At 39.0% G+C, this 2,002-nt stretch carries 2 protein-coding genes; one reads left to right on the forward strand and one right to left on the reverse strand.

The features are described from left to right. Positions 1–31: 31 nt before the first annotated feature. Entirely contained in the window at positions 32–1,489 is a 1,458-nt protein-coding gene (locus NL42_RS19040) for a DASS family sodium-coupled anion symporter (protein ID WP_461313940.1), read from the forward strand. 125 nt (positions 1,490–1,614) lie between these two features. Here NL42_RS19040 and NL42_RS19045 read toward each other — a convergent pair. After that, the coding region (locus NL42_RS19045; protein WP_461313941.1) for a hypothetical protein at positions 1,615–2,002 on the reverse strand (388 nt) is incomplete at its 5' end.

Below are 2,002 nucleotides of genomic sequence, written 5' to 3' on the forward strand. Positions count from 1 at the left end.
TTTTAATCATATGAAAACAAGGGGAAATTACATGGGATTTAAAGCCCTCCCTACACTTATTTCTTTATTTATTACATTGTTAATCTGGTTCGTTATTCCTGTACCAAATGGTGTTGATCCTGATGCTTGGCATTTGTTAGCGATGTTTGTCGGTGTAATTGCCGCAATCATTGGTAAAGCTATGCCAATTGGTGCAATTGCCATTATTGCAATAACTTTAGTTGCTATTACTGGCGTGACTAACACGAGCCCAAGCGGTGCAATTCAAGATGCCCTTAGTAGTTTTGCTAACCCACTAATCTGGTTGATTGGTATATCCATCATGATCTCTAAAGGTTTGCAAAAAACTGGATTGGGCGCACGGTTAGGCTATTTATTTATCGCAGTTTGGGGCAAAAAAACCATTGGTATCGGCTATAGCATGGTCCTTTCCGAACTCATTCTTGCCCCTGTAACACCCAGCAACACGGCTCGTGGCGGTGGAATTATTCATCCGATTGTACTGGCAATTTCTACTAGTTACGATTCTGATCCAGCCAAAGGCACCGAAGGTCGGATGGGAAAATACCTATCGTTGGTTAACTACCAAGCCAACCCGATTACCTCTGCAATGTTTATTACTGCAACCGCCCCTAATCCATTAGTAGTTGATTTAGTGGCAAAGGCGACCAATAGTGAAATTTCATTAAGTTGGAGTACTTGGGCACTGGCAATGTTAGTGCCGGGTTTAATTGCATTAATTATTATGCCTTTGATTATGTATTGGATGTATCCACCCGAAGTCAAAGAAACGCCTAATGCAGCTCAGTTTGCTAAAACTAAATTAAAAGAAATGGGTCCAGTCAGTAAAAATGAAATCATCATGCTTGGTGTATTCGGTATTTTATTGATGCTATGGGCAGGTATTCCCGCCATGATTTTTGGCTCCGCTTGGGCTGTTGACCCAACGACGACTGCTTTTATTGGTTTAGGATTATTGCTACTTTCAGGTGTACTCACTTGGGATGATATTCTGACGCAAAAGAATGCCTGGGATACGATTACTTGGTTCGCAGCATTAGTCATGATGGCAACTTATTTAAATAAGCTTGGCTTAATCACGTGGTTCTCGAGTGTTTTAGAAACCAGTATTGGTCATTTAGGTCTAAGCTGGATGCCTGCTTGTCTATTGTTAATGCTTGCCTATCTGTATGCACATTATATGTTTGCTAGCACTACGGCACATATTACCGCGATGTTCGCAGCCTTCTATACTGCTGGACTTGCACTCGGTGCACCGCCAATGTTGTTTGCCTTAATGATGGCAGCGGCTTCAAGTATTATGATGACCTTAACCCATTATGCGACTGGCACTTCCCCAGTAGTGTTCGGTTCGGGTTACACCACTCTGGGTGAATGGTGGAAGGCTGGCTTTGTCATGAGCGTGGTTAATATCATAATCTTTGTGGTGATTGGCGGACTTTGGTGGAAAGTGTTAGGTTATTGGTGATTTTATAAATATGGAGGAACATTCTTATGCTAATAGGAATGTTTCTCTAAATTTAAATGCGAATGTATAAATAATATTACCATCAGTATAGATATCTCTTAATCTTAAAAATCTTTTGCCTAATTTTAATTTAAATAAGAATTCTCTCTATCAATCAAGGCATCCCACTCTTCATGACTATAAAGTTTAAGATTGGTCAATTGGGTACCTACTAGTAAAAAGTGATCATCCCATGTCAATACTTCTCTACTGTCCTCTAACGTTCTGTTTGAAAAAATGGGAAATAAAATCTCGTTAAAATGCATTATTCCAATTTCAAGTAAATGCTTCACCTCTTTAGGATTCTCAGGAATTGAATAAAAGACAGGTATATTTTTAATTAATTTAGAGGCGATTTCGCGCGGTTCAGAATATAAATCATCTAAATACCATTTTTCATCATCACATCTCCATAAATATGCATCAAAACTATTTTGCTTAATTAATAAGGTTTCAGTAATAGCATTCGGGTCT

The organism is Acinetobacter sp. GN11, from assembly GCF_054823985.1.